This is a genomic window from Spirosoma endophyticum (assembly GCF_900112365.1).
Lineage (GTDB): Bacteria > Bacteroidota > Bacteroidia > Cytophagales > Spirosomataceae > Spirosoma > Spirosoma endophyticum.
This window is the reverse complement of the sequence record NZ_FOLQ01000004.1, coordinates 319971-335029: the sequence shown is the minus strand read 5'-3', so window position 1 is coordinate 335029 and position 15059 is coordinate 319971. Positions and strand designations below refer to the sequence as shown.

Below are 15059 nucleotides of genomic sequence, written 5' to 3'. Positions count from 1 at the left end.
CAAACCTGTCCACGTTAAAGCTCGCGACCTTTAGCCTTACTACTCACCAATTATGACTCACGCTCAGGCTGCCGACCGCTTTACGGCCAATTTTGACCGAACCACCTGGCATGATCAGGCGCTTTGGTTTGTGCGCCAGAAGCGCGACCGAATGGTGTATGCCGTTCCCGAATGGGAGGAGCTTCGTGAACTGGCTTCCCAGATCAAGAACCACGCCCTCAGTAATCTGGATACGTATCTGGAGGAGTTTGAACGTAACGCGCAGGCGAATGGTGTGAAAGTCCACTGGGCGGCAAATGCACAGGAACACAACGAAATTGTGTTGTCGATTCTGCGTGAGAACAACGCCCGGCACCTAGTCAAGAGTAAATCCATGTTGACGGAAGAGTGTCATTTGAATCCGTTTTTGATCAAAAATGGCGTTGAGGTGATCGATACCGATTTAGGGGAGCGGATTATTCAACTGATCGATGAGCCGCCAAGTCACATCGTGATGCCTGCCATTCACCTCAAAAAAGAAGACGTTGGTGATATTTTCAACAAATACCTCGGCACGCCCGCAGGTGCCAGCGATCCGCAATTTCTGACCGAAACCGCTCGCCAGCACCTACGTAGTCACTTTGTTGCGGCCGATGCCGCCTTGTCAGGTGTAAACTTTGCTATTGCCGAAACGGGTGGGTTTGTGGTTTGTACCAACGAAGGCAATGCCGATCTGGGCGTTACGTTGGCACCCGTGCATATTGCGTGCATGGGTATTGAGAAAATCATTCCCAAACTCGAACACCTCGGCGTCTTTACGCGCCTGCTGGCTCGTTCAGCCACGGGGCAATATTCAACGGCCTACACCAGCCATTTTCATAAACCCAAGTCCGGTCAGCAGTTGCACATTGTGATTGTCGATAATGGACGTATTGAACAGCTCGGCCGACCTGATTTTCGGGCGTCGTTGAAATGTATTCGGTGTGGGGCCTGCATGAACACCTGCCCGGTGTATCGACGTAGTGGGGGACACAGTTATGATTATACCGTTCCCGGTCCGATTGGCTCCATTCTGTCGCCTAACGTAGATCTCAAGAAACACAGTACATTGCCCTTTGCCAGTACGTTGTGTGGTTCCTGCTCAGATGTGTGCCCGGTGAAGATCGACATCCATGTGCAACTCTACAAATGGCGGCAGATTATTGGTGAGCAGAAAGCTATGCCTGCCGCCAAACGTCTCGGTATGAAAGGGTTGGCGAAAGTACTCGCCCGTCCGAAACTCTACGCCCGTTTGGGTCGTGCGGCCCGCCGGGTATTGGCCTCAATGCCTTACTCACTCTCGCATAACGGTACGTTGAATCCCTGGGCCATCGCCCGCGAGCTCCCCGAACCACCAAAGCAGAGCTTCCGGGAGTGGTATGCCACCAATGCTAAATAAATTTTCTAGCTAAACGTTCAAAAGCCCACAGAGGCCCAAAGCCCACAGAGAATATAAAAACTCTGTGGGCTTTGGGCCTCTGTGAACAATAACAACCAAGAAAAAAGAGAATGACTAGGCTATTGTAAGTCAATGATAAGCAAAACTGTATATTTGATTATCATTCATCAATGCCTTTTCCATGAAGCTCCGTTTACTGGCTCTGCTATCTATTTTCATTACGTCGGCGCAGGCACAACTGACATCATCGGGTAGTTTCGTTAAAGAAAATTACCAGAAGTTCGAATATAAAATCCCGATGCGTGACGGTACAAAACTGCACACGGCGGTGTACGTACCTAAAGATGCATCGGCAACCAAGCCGTACCCGTTCCTGATGCAGCGGACGTGCTACAGCGTTGCGCCCTACGGGGCAGATGCTTATCCAACCTCCGTGGGTCCGTCGGGAACGCTTATGCGGGATAAGTTCATCTTTGTGTATCAGGATGTTCGTGGTCGCTGGATGTCGGAAGGGACGTGGACGAACATGACGCCAACCGTAACCGACCAGCAGCCAGCACCCGTAGCGTCAAAGGGAAAAAAGAAAGTGACAGCGCCGGTTAGCAGCACGCTCGTTGATGAGAGTTCCGATACGTATGACACCATCGAGTGGTTGCTGAAAAACGTGGCCAACAACGGTCGGGTAGGGCAGTGGGGTATCAGTTATCCCGGATTCTATACGGCGGCCTCGCTGCCTAATGCGCATCCCGCTCTCAAAGCAGCCTCACCGCAGGCCCCGGTATCGGACTTTTTCTTTGATGATTTTCACCATAACGGCGCGTTCATTCAGGCGTATCTGTTTACGTTTCCGGTATTTGGGGTTCAGCACCCGAAGCCGACCACTGAAGCCTGGTATAACAATGAGTTCATCAAAACCGGAACCAGCGACGGCTTTCAGTTTCAGTATGATCTTGGTCCGCTAAAAAATGTAGACAAATATTATAAGGACAACTTCTATTGGCAGGAGACCGTCAATCACCCGAACTACGATGAGTTCTGGCAGAAACGGAGCATTATCCCACACCTGAAGAATACGCGTCCAGCTGTTATGACCGTTGGTGGCTGGTTTGATGCAGAAGACCTTTACGGTCCGTTGAACATCTACAAAACCATTGAAAAAAACAGCCCAGGTGCCTACAACACGCTCGTTATGGGACCGTTTGGCCATGGTCGATGGTCGCGCGAAACCGGGCACACGCTGCACAGTAATGTCTATTTTGGCGACAGCATCGCTACGTTCTATCAGCGAAATATCGAAGCTAAATTCTTTACGCATTTCCTGAAAGGCGCGGGTGATGGCAAAACAGGTTTGCCCGAAGCTTACTTGTTCAATACGGGAAAAAATGAGTGGAAAACATTTGATAAATGGCCTGCCTCCAACGCTCAACCCATGCAGTTTTATTTAGCCAACGATGGTAAACTGGCCCAGCAGGCGGGGAGTAAGTTTTCGGAATTTGTCAGCGATCCGATGAAACCCGTTCCCTATACTGAAGATATTACGACGCTGCAGGGGTTTACGCCGTTTAATTACATGTCGGAGGATCAGCGGTTTGCGAGCCGTCGGCCAGATGTACTTACATTCCAGACCGACGTATTGATGGAAGACATGACGCTGGGTGGCGAAATTATGGCAAAACTAAAGGTTAGCACCAGCGGTACCGATGCTGATTGGGTGGTGAAACTGATCGATGTGTATCCACCCGATGAGCCGAATCATGCCTATATGCCGAATAAAAACATTACACTCGGAAATTACCAGCAAATGGTTCGTTCGGAAGCGATGCGCGGGCGGTTCCGCAATTCGTTCGAGAAGCCAGAGCCGTTTAAAGCGGGCGAAGTAACCGACGTGAATTTCCGTTTGCAGGACGTATTGCATACGTTCAAAAAAGGCCACCGCATTATGATTCAGGTGCAGAGTACGTGGTTCCCCCTTATCGACCGCAACCCACAGAAATATGTGGATAACATCTATAAAGCCGATGCAGCCGACTTTCAGAAAGCAACCCACCGCGTATATGATAACTCAGTAATTGAAGTTCAGGTGCTGAAATAAAACCAGTTAGTTAATCAATGAGTTGTTCGATATTGAGTTAGCACAACGCTATACCTTTATAAATTCTACCGAAATGAAAGCCATCTGGAACGGTGAAACCATCGCCGAGAGCGACGATACGATTGTGGTTGAGAGCAATCATTATTTCCCTAAAGAATCAGTGAACGCTACGTATCTAACGGATAGCCCGACGCACACAACTTGCCCCTGGAAAGGTTTAGCGTCATACTATTCCCTGACCGTTGATGGCAAAACTAATGCGGATGCTGCCTGGTATTATCCTGATCCAAAATCGGCCGCTAGCCAAATCAAAGACTATGTAGCTTTCTGGAAAGGCGTAAAGGTGGTCGAATGATTGACATCCAGCATCTGACCAAACGGTTTGCATCACACACCGCTGTCGACGATGTATCGCTGGCTATTGGTCAGGGTGAAACACTTGTGTTATTGGGCACGAGCGGCTGTGGTAAAACCACGACGCTGAAAATGATTAACCGACTGATTGAACCGACGTCTGGCTCAATCAGCGTAGATGGTATTGACGTAGTTAAACAAGCTGGTCCTGAGTTGCGTCGCCGAATTGGCTACGTTATTCAGGATGGCGGGTTGTTTCCGCATTACAGTGTTGCGCAGGCTATTGCTACGGTGCCAAAGCTGCTCGGCTGGGAACCCGCAGCTATTCAGGAGCGCATTCATGAGTTGATGGCGAAGCTTCAATTACCCGAAACAATATTGAATCGGTATCCGGCCGAGTTAAGTGGCGGACAGCGGCAACGTGTGGGTTTGGCGCGGGCATTGGCTATTAAGCCGCCGGTCGTGCTGATGGATGAGCCGTTTGGCGCACTCGATCCCTTTACGCGCCGACACGTTCGGCGGGAGTTGTTCGGACTCAATGAACTGCGGGAAACAACGGTCGTACTGGTTACGCATGATGTCAGTGAAGCCATCGAATTGGCCGATCGCATTGCCCTTATGGACAAGGGACGTATTGTGCAAATTGGTCCGCCCGATGAGTTGCTGAATCAGCCCGCCAATGATTTCGTGCGTGATTTTCTGGATGACCAACCTCAGCGAATTAGTCGTTGATACGTACCAATGTTAGTCCGGTTTACGGTGCTTTGCCTCGCTGATACTACGTCCTAAATGAAAGACTTCTTCGCCTTCGTTCGCGACCATGCTGACAAATTGATGGAGCAAACGCTGACGCACATCGGATTAACGTTTGTGTCGTTGTTGCTGGCCTTGCTGATGGGTGTGCCGCTGGGCATTCTGATTTCGCGTCGAAAGAAGCTGGCAAGTAGCGTGCTGGGTGTGGCGGGTGTGTTGCAAACAGTGCCGAGCGTAGCGTTGCTGGGTTTCCTGATTCCGTTGCTGGGCATTGGCGTTGGTCCGGCGTTGGTTGCCTTGTTTTTATATGCCTTGCTGCCCATTATCCGGAATACCTACGTGGGCATTACGGAAGTTAGTCCGTCGGTGAAAGAAGCCGCCAGGGGCGTTGGCATGACAAATAATCAGATCTTGACCAAAGTCGAATTGCCGCTGGCATTGCCGGTTATATTTGCGGGCGTTCGTACGGCAACGGTCATCAATGTGGGGGTTGCTACGCTGGCGGCTTACGTAGCAGCCGGTGGATTAGGCGAATTTATTTTCAGTGGCATTGCGCTCAGCAACGTCAATATGATGCTGGCGGGGGCCATTCCTGCGGCTTTGCTGGCTGTTGGCTTTGATTTTGGGTTGGCCCGTTTGCAGAACTTGTCCGCTAAAAAAATGCGGATAGGTGCACTGGCATTTGTTGTCTTGGTTCCCTTTCTCTCCGCTTTTTATCTGGTGCCGGGCCGACAGGATAAACTCATCGCCGGATTTGCCCATGAGTTTTACGGTCGTTCGGATGGTTATCCCGGTTTGCAGAAAACGTACGGACTGAAGCTACGTCCCCGATTGATTGACCAGAGTTTGATGTACGAAGCCATTCGTCGGGAGCAGGTTGACATCATCAGCGGCTATTCGACCGATGGACGTATCAAAGCATTTGACTTGCTGGTGCTGGCCGATAATCGACACGCTTTTCCGCCCTACGACGCGGCTCCGGTCGTTCGACAGACTGCGCTTGACCGCTATCCGGACCTTGGCCCAACGCTGAATCTGCTATCGGGTAAACTCACCGATTCAATCATGACGGCGCTGAATTACCGCGCCGATTACCTGCACCAGTCACCGGAACGTATCGCTACCGATTTCCTGAAAAGTGCTCATTTATATCAGTTACCTAAGCCCGGCGATCGGGCGCAAACGGTGGTGATGGGCTCGAAGGTTTTTACGGAGCAGTACATTCTGGCGGAGATTTACCGCCAACTGATTGAGGGCAAAACCCAACTGCGCGTTGCCACAAAAACCGGCATGGGAGGCACGCAAATCTGTTTCGATGCACTACGTACTGGTGCCATTGATTTTTACCCCGAATACACCGGAACCGGTTTGCTGGTTGTTTTACAACCTCCAGCCGCTACGCTCCAGGCGCTTCCTATGCAGCCAGATTCGGTCTATCAGTTTGTCAATCAGCAATTTGTGGATAAATACCAGCTCTCGTGGCTCAAACCGCTGGGATTCAATAATAGCTACTGCCTGATGATGCGCCGGAAACAGGCCCATTTGCTGGGCATTCGCTCGATCACGGATCTGGTACATTATTTGGATAAGAAGTAATTCTTGTCTGATACAGTAGTAGAAACGAGCATGTTGTAAGACCTATTTCAACGCTCCTTTAATCAATTCATAAAGATGGTATTGATGCCTAATGAACATGGGAATTAATCCCTGCCCGTTGTATTGACGAGTGTAACTATTTGGTGTATCTTGTTGCTCTATTTGAAAACCATACCAATTCCTATCCCTTTATTGAGCTATGAAAAATTGGCTGTTTCTTCTCCCACTCCTTTTGGGGTCATCACTATTGGCCCAAACGACTCCCTACGCAGAATTTGAGGTTGATAGTGTTGCTTCACCGCGTGGCGGAATGGTTTTTTATAACACGTTTATTCAAACCAGCTTACGGAAACCAATATCGGCTCAGGCGGAGGGTGTTGGTGGCAAGGTAATTTTGAGCGGGATTATTGAAACAGACGGTCACATCGCTGACGTAAATGTGATAAAAAGCTTTCGTCCTGATTGCGACCGCGAAGCTATGCGTGTGTTCAAGTTATTTAATGCCTGGAAACCAGCTCAAAAAAATGGTCAGCCCGTACGTCAGAAAGTGACGATGCTCATCCTGTTTCAGCCAAATACGCCTTTTGCGTATAAGAACGGAGCTAAAATTACCTACTTCGGGGCTGATAGTAAAGCAATTGCTGATAGCACTCAAGCTACTTATAAGCAGGTCGCTCCAATTGATTCAAATGGTGTTTCCATGGGCGATATAATCACGTATGAGTTGAAAGGTAAACGCTGGAAAGAATACTTCAAAATGCCCCTGGTTCGTCGTAAAAATAGTGCTGTCAATTATCCCACTGGAATAACATACACCGTCGGAAATCAGAACTACCAACAGCAATGGGAGGGTAACTTATTTCTGCTTAACGAAGCCGGTATCATTCTTAATCAGTCATTTTATCGCGAGGGAAAGCGTATCGGTTCTGGAATGAGGTATCATACGAATGGTTCTATTGCCGAAAAAAGTGATGAACTGGATATGAAAATAGCGAGTATGACATGGTATCCGAATGGGCAGATCAGGCAAATAAAAACGACCAGTAAAGTTGAGTTGATGGGGAATAACGATCCTGAGCTGGTAACAGCTTTCTGGGATAGCACAGGGCGCCAGAACGTGGTAGAAGGAAATGGGCGGGTGACATATCAAAACCAGATGCTTTCTAAAAATGATACGACCCGACACACGCTTTTTGTTGAGCAGGGACTCTATGAAAACGGGGTTAAGCAAGGCCTATGGACGGGTCGCTACATCGACGGCTCTTATCTTTATGAAGAAATCTATGCTAAAGGTGGTTTGCAAGCTGGCAAAGGCTGGTCAGCGGGAGTCGATACTGTTCGTTATACTTCCTTAGGGCAACAATCAGAGTTTCCGGGTGGTATGAAAGGCCTTGCCCAGTTCCTGAACCAGAATTTAAGCTATCCCGTTTCTGCGCAGAAAGCCGGGGCGCAAGGCAGAGTGTTTGTTAGCTTTGTGGTTTGCACAGACGGTACGTTATGCGATTATGAAGTTTTGAAAGGTGTTCAGTCAGATCTGGATCGGGAAGCGGTCCAGGTTGTACAAAAGATGAGCGGCAAGTGGACGCCGGGTGTCCAGCGCGGTCAAAAAGTACGGGTGAAGTACAACCTGCCGATTAATTTTAGCCTTAACTGACGCCAATCTAAAAAACTACTGGTTGAAACCCGTGGATACGTTTGTAAATTTGCCGGATAACCCCCGAGCAAATGTCGCTTAAGCAAGTTCCCTTACATCATATTCATCAGCAGCTGGGCGCCAAAATCGTGCCCTTTGCGGGTTTTGGTATGCCCGTTCGCTACTCGTCTGATCTCGACGAACATAACACCGTCCGCAATAGCGTTGGTATTTTCGATGTCTCGCACATGGGTGAGTTTATCCTGAAAGGCGAAGGGGCGCTGGACCTGATTCAGCGCGTATCGGCTAATGATGCCAGTATTCTGTTTGATGGCAAAGTGCAATACAGCTACCTGCCCAACGGTCGGGGTGGTATTGTCGATGATCTGTTGGTGTATCGGATCAACGCGCTGGAGTACATGCTCGTCGTGAATGCGTCGAACATCGAAAAAGACTGGAACTGGATCAGTCAATACGTATCGGATTACGATTTAACGATGGTCAATGTTTCTGATGACATGTGTTTGTTTGCCGTGCAGGGGCCATTGGCCGCCAAAGCGTTGCAGCCACTCACCAACGCTGACCTGGATTCGATGGAATATTACACGTTCGAGAAGACCGACTTTGCCGGGTATGCCAACGTGATTGTATCTGCAACAGGCTACACAGGCGCGGGTGGTTTCGAAATATACGTATCGAATGACCAGGCCGAAGGTGTTTGGGAGGCCATTATAAAAGCGGGTGAACCGTTTGGTATTAAACCGATTGGCCTTGGCGCCCGTGATACGTTACGGTTAGAAATGGGCTACAACCTCTATGGCAACGACATCACCGACGAAACGTCGCCCATCGAAGCGGGTTTGGGCTGGGTGACCAAATTTACGCACGATTTCATTGACGCCGACGTACTGAAAGCGCAGAAAGAACAGGGTGTCCCCCGCAAATTAGTGGGTTTCGAGCTATTGGACCGAGGTGTTCCCCGTGGTCATTATGAACTCACCGATGCTGATGGTAATCAAATTGGCGAAGTGACTTCTGGCACGCAGTCGCCCACGCTCAGCAAGGGCGTTGGCCTGGGCTACGTCAGAAAGGAGTTCAGCAAGCCTGGCTCCGAAATCTTTGTTAAAGTCCGCGACCGTCTGTTAAAGGCGCAGGTCGTTAAACTTCCTTTCGTGAAAAAATAACCTGAACCGGAATTTATGTGATTTGCCTGACTGACTATGATTTTGCTTTCAGAGAAAGCCAATTGTAAAAATCGTAGTCAGTCAGGCAAATCACATAAATCCCGGTTCAGACACCCCCTATGAAACAAATTGACGTTTGCTTTACGCCCGACTTATTACATCTACACACTGTCGAAAATACCATCGTGGTGGTGGCCGATGTGTTCCGGGCCACTTCGTGCATGGTGACTGCCTTTGCCTATGGCGTTAACAGCATAACTCCCGTAGCGACTATTGATGAGTGCCGACTCTTGCAGGAGCGTGGTTATCTGGCTGCTGCCGAACGAAACGCCCGTAAGGTCGAAGGGTTTGAATTAGATAACTCGCCGTTCACCTATATGGATGACCGAATCCGGGGCGCCAACGTAGCCATGACGACTACCAACGGAACGCTGGCTATCACGAAATCGCGTTCAGCGGTGAAAGTGCTGGTGGGTTCATTTCTGAATTTAGATGCTATTGTCCGCTTTCTGAAAACAGAGCGCTACGACGTCATGGTACTTTGCGCAGGCTGGAAAGGTCGTGTTAATCTGGAAGATACGCTTTTTGCCGGTGCGCTGGTTGAGCGGCTGAAAGACAGTTACGCGATGGCTGAAGACAGTGCGATTATGGCCTGGCGGCTTTATGCGCAGGGTAAAGATAATCTGATCAGTTATATGGCGAATGCGTCGCACATTCGTCGACTCCAGCGGCTGGGTATTCAGAAGGATATTGCCTACTGCCTGCAGCATGATTTGTACGACGTAATTCCCGTACTACGTGGTAATGCGCTGGTGAGTATGGAGGTGTAGATTCTGGTTGTCAAGTACGAATACGTATTTCTGCTATGCATTCCCTACGATTGGTGTTTTTGTTATTTGGTGTAGTGTATGGACAACTGACAAACGCGCAGTGCAGGCTACTATACCACAGCCAGGACTTGATTAGTACACCAGATCAGGACGTAGCGCCAGATACAGTGGATCAAATTACGTCGATTGAGTCGCGTGGTGCACTGAGCAAGTACTTAATCGTTCACTACGCTCATTCAAAAAGAAAATTAATCGCGAAGAATAGTATTTGGGGATACATGGATAACCGTAAAGCTGTGTGGCGCTCTTACGAGAAAGAACTTTTTCTCGTAATCAAGAATAATGGTGGCTGGGTTGAGTACGCTGTCAATCGCCCGGTTAGGACAAGGCTTACGGCCATGCACGGCGCGATTATGTATAGTCGAACGTTAGACAGCGATATTAAGTCAAACTGGTCTGACGCCATGGCCGACGTACCTAAGGGGTATATAGTACGTTGAAGCGTAGCTCGTCTTGAAACGCCGGTAACCTTTTTGTAAGTAAGATTTAAAGCCCATCCATGCCCCAACCAGAAACGGAAGCTCAATGAGCTTCCGTTTCTGGTTAAAAAATATCATACGTTCTGACTCAAGCAATTGCCTGTTCAGCTTCCAGATACGTTAGTAAGCCCTGCATGGTGGTTAGTTTGCTATAATCTTCGTCGGGAATGCGAATTCCAAATTCTTTTTCAAGCTGCATAATCAAATCAACTGTGTCGAGGCTGTCGAGGCCCAGATCACGTGTGAAATGAGTCTGGTCAGTGATGGCTGATTCCGATATACCAAATTGCTTCAGGATCTCAATAACTTGATTTTTCATACGGGCTCGTTTGTTTAGTTCAACCTGCAACACGTTTATAGAAGCCAGTTATGGTGCGATTTAGTATATGGGCCGCCAAAAATTTAACAGACTTTAATGTTAGAGTAATGATTCGCCAAGCAGACGTTTCAGCTCTAATTGATTAAGCATTAGCTGATATTGAAAATTCAGACGGCCTAACTCGGCTTCTTCTACGCCAGTTTCGGCGCTCTGCAATTCTACATTGGTGATGACCCCATTCCGTAGCCGGGCGTTGGCAATCTGTAGTGCTTTTTGTGCCTGTTCAACCTGAGTTTCGAGGTTAACCAGTCGCGTCTGGTTACTACGTATGTCGGCATTAAGTTGAGCGATACTTTGACGCACCTGCGCATTCGCATTCTCAACAGCGTAGCGATTCGCATTCAGGGTCAACTGTGCATTTTGATTTTGCAACTGATACCGCTTGCCTGCATAAATGGGTACAGCTAATACGACCCCGGCCGCAACGTTAAATTTGGGCGTATTGATGTCGGGTAAGTAGCCATTGCGGAAACCCGCTGAACCTGTGAAACTCAAGCTTGGACGACCCGATAAATTGCTGACCAGAATATCGGTTTCAGCCTGGCGAACGCGATCCTGCGCCAGTTGTACATCTTTATTACCCAATAAGGACTGCGTATCATTGGCCAGATTAAAGGGCTGCGTAACAACGCGGCCACTCATTGCTTCCAGATTGAATTGATCAAGCGCTTTGCTGATATCAGGATTTGGATTGCCTGTCAGATAGGTGAGTGTCGCCAATTGTCGTTCTAACTGATTCTGAATCTCTATTTTTCGGTTCTGAGCTATCTTTACACGCACCTGTTGTGAAAGAACGTCATACTGGAGCGCATCGCCGTTTTGCAGGCGTGTAACTAATAAGCGTACGTTAGCCCCGGCAGTCCGAATTACCGAATCCTGAACCGATAAACTCTTTTGCAGAAAGCCAACACCGTAGTAAGCCGCAGCTACTTGATACGCTAGAGATTGTTGGGTAATCTCCAGATTCCGGCGCAGCACCTGTACGTTATCGCCAGCTTGTTTCACCGCTGCGTTCGTCCGACCCCAGTCGTAAATGGTTTGGCCAACGCCGAAATAGGCATTCAGGTTATGATTAGGCGCGAACTGAAGCGTTCGATCTACACCATCGATTGGGAGGGTAGCCTTCGCTACTGGGTTCAGGTACTGGTAGGACGCGTTTCCTGATACGTTTGGCTTCATGGCCGTCCGGGCAATGTCGACTCGAACTTCACTAGCCTGAATTTGCTGTTGCTGCTGTTTCAGAACTGGATAGTTTGTGTTTGCCTGCTGAACCAGCGCCCGAAGGTCGTCGGGCAGTTGCGCAGGTTGGTTTTGCGCCTGAAGCGTCCCAACCGTAAGCAGCATGGATATAGTAAGAAATGTGGGATTCATGTTTGGGGAAGTTTACGGTTTACGGTTTATGGGTTTCGGTTGGCTGACGCGAAATCTGGATGCGTTAACAAACCGAAACCCGAAAACTGTAAACCAATATCAGTGAGCTGCGTCGGCAACGGCTTTTGCGGCTGCGGCATCCATTTTTTTGTTTTTAAGCAAGAATAAGAGCGGGAACGAGACAACGAAAAACAAGCCTGCCAACTTGAATGTATCCAGATAGGAGAGCATCAGCGCCTGCCGCGAAATAATCAGGTCCATATTTTTGTAAGCGCCCGTTACAGCATCGAAGGCATTAATGCCCTTGGCCGCCAGTGCCTGTGTCATCGCATTGAGCCGCTCGGTTGTGAGCATATCGCCCGGTTGCAGATTCGACACCAGATCGCCCCGGTGGACAGCCGTACGTTGCGTTACGTAGGTGTTCGTAATCGCTACCCCGAAGGCACCACCTACCTGTCGCATCATGTTCACGATAGCAATACCAGTGGGCAATTGTCGCGGTTCGAGTGTCGAAACAGACTGATTAATTAGGGGTACGTTCACGAAGGCCAGACCAATACCTCTGACAATCAGTGCGTAAATAAACAGTTTGTTCGGCGTGTCCATGTTATAAGTAGACATGACGAAACAGAACGTAGCAAAGGCAACGTAGCCGATGATAACGGCTACTCTCGGCGACATACCTTTCGCCAGCAGCCGCCCGACCAGTGCAAACATGGGCAACGTAACCAGACCACCCGGAATTAGCAATTGACCGGTCTGCGTGGCGGTTAAGCCAACAATTCGCTGAGCAAACAAGGGATACAATAAGACCGACGTGAATAGGCCGTATCCCACAATAACCATCAGAAGTGACCCGACCGTGAGATTTCGATTTTTCAGCGCACGAAGGTCTACAACCGGCTCCTTCGTACCCCGCAATTCCCACCAGACGAACAACGGAAGCGATATAGCGGTGATCACCGTTAGCCACTTAATTACATTGTCATCGAACCAGTCATCGGCTTCACCCCGTTCCAGTACGTATTGTAAACTACCAATACCAACGGCCAGCAGCAAAATACCTAACTGGTCGATATGGATCGCTTTCCGGTTGATATTGATCTCATCAGGCTTCTTGTCGATGTAGGCTGAGCTTAAAAAGGCCGCTGCGATACCAATCGGTACGTTGATGTAAAACATCCAGCTCCAATGGTAATTGTCAATAATATAACCACCAAGCGTTGGGCCAAGTGTTGGTCCTAACACGATGCCCATACCAAATAAGGCTGAGGCAACGGGGCGCTGAGAGGGTGGAAATGCGTCGAACATCAGCCCTTGCGAAGTTGAGAGCAAGGCACCTCCGCCAACACCCTGCAAGAAGCGAAAGGCAACTAGCGTCCATAAGCTATCGGCGAAACCACAACCATAGGACGCTATTGTAAACAGGATAATTGACCCGATATAATAATTTTTGCGCCCAAAGTACCGCTGCAAAAAGCCGGTCATGGGAATCACAATGACGTTGGCAATGGCGTAAGCCGTTACCACCCATGATACATCTTCAATTGTAACACCGAGATTCCCGGCAATGTCGGTCAGGCCGACGTTCACAATAGACGTATCAATCAGTTCAATAATGGCCGCTGAAATGGCTGTGACGACCACAATCCACTTTCTGAAGCCCGTTGGCATAGCCGGCTGCGCAGGCATGGCCAATGTTTGAGTTGCCATATAAGCTCTAGTTTGCTACCCGCACCTCAGCGTCTACGCTCAGACCAGCCCGCAATTGATTTTTGTATTTTCCCGGATTCAGAATCTCGATTTTGACCGGTACCCGCTGGGTGATTTTTACGAAGTTGCCCGATGCGTTGTCGGCAGGAAGCAAAGCGAACCGGGCGCCGGTGGCATCGGATAGAGAAGCTACACGGCCTTTGATGTCAAGGTCAGGATAAGCGTCGAGCTTAATGTCAACGGGCTGACCGAGTTGCATTTTCTCAAGTTGCGTCTCTTTGAAGTTGGCAACCACCCAGAATGTTGAATCGGCTACGATCGTAAACAGATTTTGCCCCGGTTGTACATATTGACCCGCCACTACGTTCTTACGACCGATTTTACCCGTAATAGGGGCTTCCAGACGGGCGTATCCTACTCTTAATTTCGCATTGTCGATGGCCGCCTGTTTTACTTTTAGTACGGCCTGTATCTTATGAATATTAGCCTGCGCTTTGGCAATACCAGCCTGGGCTACGCTCTCTGAGGTTTTGGCGAGGTTGATTTGCTCCACATTCGCATTGTACTGCCCTGCCTGGATGTCCACATTATTTTGCGTGTCTTCCAGTTGCTTTTTCGTTAGCGACTGTTCTTTGTAGAGGTTTTGGTCACGCTGTAAATCCTGCTGGGCTTTGTTGCGACGAATCGCCTGCACCGCGGCATTCGACTGAGCAACGCGGGCGTTTTGTGATACGTTGCGGGCGGTAGCCTGTGCATTTTGCAGGTCAGCCCGGGCCGTTGCGAGATCAGCCAGCGATTGCTGATAATCAGCTTCGGACTGAGCCAGTGCTACGTCGTATTCCTCGGGATCGATTGTTACGAGCGACTGACCTTTTTTGACAAGCGCGTAATCGTCTACATTAACTGATTTCACATAACCAGCTACACGAGCCAATACTGGGGCCGAGTTGCCTTCAATCTGGGCATTGTCAGTCGTTTCGTATTGCTGGCTGTGGCGAAATGCCTGATAGCCAAAATAGCCTCCTACGATGAGGACAAGGCCAATAATAATGCGGGGTAAATACGTACTAAGTCCGCTTTTCTCGTCTGTGGTAGTCATTTCTTCCGTTAAAGTTGCCATTGTCAGTGAAGTTTTAGGCAGATACTCTTTTATAATTCAGAACCAACATTATAATCAGCACTCCGGGGCTCCGGTTGT

The 15059-nt window shown here is 49.1% G+C and carries 13 protein-coding genes; 9 read left to right on the top strand and 4 right to left on the bottom strand.

What is annotated here, in order from left to right; genetic code table 11:
- Positions 1 to 52: 52 nt before the first annotated feature.
- The 9 genes from BM202_RS13350 to BM202_RS13310 all read left to right on the top strand — a co-directional run bounded on the left by BM202_RS13350 (position 53) and on the right by BM202_RS13310 (position 10359).
- Entirely contained in the window at positions 53 to 1417 is a 1365-nt protein-coding gene (locus tag BM202_RS13350) for a lactate utilization protein B (protein WP_093826795.1), read from the top strand.
- 181 nt (positions 1418 to 1598) lie between these two features.
- Positions 1599 to 3509 carry a CocE/NonD family hydrolase gene (locus BM202_RS13345; RefSeq protein ID WP_093826793.1) on the top strand — a complete coding sequence of 637 codons (1911 nt, stop codon included), beginning with the start codon at positions 1599 to 1601 and terminating at the stop codon, positions 3507 to 3509.
- A gap of 73 nt (positions 3510 to 3582) precedes the next feature.
- Positions 3583 to 3864: a DUF427 domain-containing protein gene (locus BM202_RS13340; protein WP_093826792.1), complete on the top strand. Its 282-nt coding sequence runs from the start codon at positions 3583 to 3585 to the stop codon at positions 3862 to 3864.
- Complete coding sequence (locus tag BM202_RS13335) at positions 3861 to 4595, top strand: ABC transporter ATP-binding protein (protein ID WP_093826790.1); 735 nt, start codon at positions 3861 to 3863, stop codon at positions 4593 to 4595. The genes BM202_RS13340 and BM202_RS13335 overlap by 4 nt, the downstream gene beginning before the upstream one ends.
- A 57-nt stretch (positions 4596 to 4652) precedes the next feature.
- Positions 4653 to 6212 (top strand): ABC transporter permease/substrate-binding protein, encoded by a 1560-nt coding sequence (locus tag BM202_RS13330; RefSeq protein WP_093826788.1) that lies wholly within the window; start codon positions 4653 to 4655, stop codon positions 6210 to 6212.
- Positions 6213 to 6411: 199 nt separating this feature from the next.
- The gene (locus BM202_RS13325; protein WP_093826786.1) at positions 6412 to 7866 is read left to right on the top strand and encodes an energy transducer TonB; all 1455 of its coding nucleotides are present in this window, start codon (positions 6412 to 6414) and stop codon (positions 7864 to 7866) included.
- 71 nt (positions 7867 to 7937) lie between these two features.
- A complete protein-coding gene (gene gcvT, locus BM202_RS13320; protein ID WP_093826784.1) occupies positions 7938 to 9029 on the top strand; it encodes a glycine cleavage system aminomethyltransferase GcvT in 1092 nt (363 codons plus the stop codon).
- 119 nt (positions 9030 to 9148) lie between these two features.
- Complete coding sequence (locus BM202_RS13315; protein ID WP_093826782.1) at positions 9149 to 9859, top strand: 2-phosphosulfolactate phosphatase; 711 nt, start codon at positions 9149 to 9151, stop codon at positions 9857 to 9859.
- 35 nt (positions 9860 to 9894) lie between these two features.
- Positions 9895 to 10359, top strand: coding sequence for a hypothetical protein (locus tag BM202_RS13310; RefSeq protein WP_093826780.1), 465 nt, complete (start codon positions 9895 to 9897; stop codon positions 10357 to 10359).
- 127 nt (positions 10360 to 10486) lie between these two features.
- Here the strand turns inward: BM202_RS13310 and BM202_RS13305 are convergent, their stop codons facing one another.
- The 4 genes from BM202_RS13305 to BM202_RS13290 form a co-directional block, all read right to left on the bottom strand.
- Positions 10487 to 10717, bottom strand: coding sequence for an acyl carrier protein (locus tag BM202_RS13305; RefSeq protein WP_093826778.1), 231 nt, complete (start codon positions 10715 to 10717; stop codon positions 10487 to 10489).
- Between the two features lie 99 nt (positions 10718 to 10816).
- A complete protein-coding gene (locus BM202_RS13300) occupies positions 10817 to 12148 on the bottom strand; it encodes a TolC family protein (RefSeq protein WP_093826776.1) in 1332 nt (443 codons plus the stop codon).
- A 99-nt stretch (positions 12149 to 12247) separates the two neighbouring features.
- Positions 12248 to 13861, bottom strand: a complete 1614-nt coding sequence (locus tag BM202_RS13295) for a DHA2 family efflux MFS transporter permease subunit (RefSeq protein ID WP_093826773.1) — start codon at positions 13859 to 13861, stop codon at positions 12248 to 12250.
- Positions 13862 to 13868: 7 nt separating this feature from the next.
- On the bottom strand, positions 13869 to 14981 hold the full coding sequence (locus tag BM202_RS13290; RefSeq protein WP_093826771.1) for an HlyD family secretion protein: 1113 nt from the start codon (positions 14979 to 14981) through the stop codon (positions 13869 to 13871).
- Between the last annotated feature and the right edge of the window lie 78 nt (positions 14982 to 15059).

What these genes read in the sequence shown, in the direction of transcription:
- BM202_RS13350 (WP_093826795.1), top strand. Translation starts at nt 53, where the DNA reads ATGACTCACGCTCAGGCTGCCGACCGCTTTACGGCCAATTTTGACCGA.
- BM202_RS13345 (WP_093826793.1), top strand. Translation starts at nt 1,599, where the DNA reads ATGAAGCTCCGTTTACTGGCTCTGCTATCTATTTTCATTACGTCGGCG.
- BM202_RS13340 (WP_093826792.1), top strand. Translation starts at nt 3,583, where the DNA reads ATGAAAGCCATCTGGAACGGTGAAACCATCGCCGAGAGCGACGATACG.
- BM202_RS13335 (WP_093826790.1), top strand. Translation starts at nt 3,861, where the DNA reads ATGATTGACATCCAGCATCTGACCAAACGGTTTGCATCACACACCGCT.
- BM202_RS13330 (WP_093826788.1), top strand. Translation starts at nt 4,653, where the DNA reads ATGAAAGACTTCTTCGCCTTCGTTCGCGACCATGCTGACAAATTGATG.
- BM202_RS13325 (WP_093826786.1), top strand. Translation starts at nt 6,412, where the DNA reads ATGAAAAATTGGCTGTTTCTTCTCCCACTCCTTTTGGGGTCATCACTA.
- gcvT (WP_093826784.1), top strand. Translation starts at nt 7,938, where the DNA reads ATGTCGCTTAAGCAAGTTCCCTTACATCATATTCATCAGCAGCTGGGC.
- BM202_RS13315 (WP_093826782.1), top strand. Translation starts at nt 9,149, where the DNA reads ATGAAACAAATTGACGTTTGCTTTACGCCCGACTTATTACATCTACAC.
- BM202_RS13310 (WP_093826780.1), top strand. Translation starts at nt 9,895, where the DNA reads ATGCATTCCCTACGATTGGTGTTTTTGTTATTTGGTGTAGTGTATGGA.
- BM202_RS13305 (WP_093826778.1), bottom strand. Translation starts at nt 10,717, where the DNA reads ATGAAAAATCAAGTTATTGAGATCCTGAAGCAATTTGGTATATCGGAA.
- BM202_RS13300 (WP_093826776.1), bottom strand. Translation starts at nt 12,148, where the DNA reads ATGAATCCCACATTTCTTACTATATCCATGCTGCTTACGGTTGGGACG.
- BM202_RS13295 (WP_093826773.1), bottom strand. Translation starts at nt 13,861, where the DNA reads ATGGCAACTCAAACATTGGCCATGCCTGCGCAGCCGGCTATGCCAACG.
- BM202_RS13290 (WP_093826771.1), bottom strand. Translation starts at nt 14,981, where the DNA reads ATGGCAACTTTAACGGAAGAAATGACTACCACAGACGAGAAAAGCGGA.